General features: G+C 38.5%; 1 protein-coding gene. It reads left to right on the forward strand.

Annotation, left to right across the window (positions count from 1 at the left end; translation table 11 throughout):
* On the forward strand, window positions 1-326 hold a 326-nt coding region (locus F0226_RS22410; RefSeq protein ID WP_171737700.1), incomplete at its 5' end, for a hypothetical protein.
* Between the last annotated feature and the right edge of the window lie 180 nt (window positions 327-506).

Consider the following 506-nt stretch of genomic DNA (forward strand, 5'->3'; position numbering starts at 1 on the left):
CTTTTCCTCAGTGCTACTCTGAATTTGTCCGAGAGCCTGCGTTTACAATGCAAACAGGTTCAACAGCCTGGTATTTACACTTAGATAGTTGGGTTAAATTTGGTATTGATATTAACGATTTGCCTACACCCGAAACCATACTAAAGATGTCTGCATCTGATTTTTGCGCATTTGCTGACAGCACCTACGAGGTTGAGCTTTCTCCACAAATAGTACAAAGCATCTTTGATGGTGAATTCAATGTGGAGAGTGCGATTAAACTCAACCCTGAAGTTGAGGTGTCTGAATTGTTAGCTGAATTACCCCAGCTGGGAATTTGCACATAACAAGCAATTTAAGCAGACTGTCAACGCTTGGCATTTTCAATTTGGTTTAGCTTCAGTGATTTAGGTGTTAAATTTAAGTGTATTGGTAGCGTTGTCAGCTACTTAATTGGGCGTTATGTACTAGGAGGTAATTATCGATACTTACATTAAATTGAACTTTAGAAAGTATGTCTTATCTGA

It is taken from the genome of Vibrio sp. 99-70-13A1 (assembly GCF_013114625.1).
Lineage (GTDB): Bacteria > Pseudomonadota > Gammaproteobacteria > Enterobacterales > Vibrionaceae > Vibrio.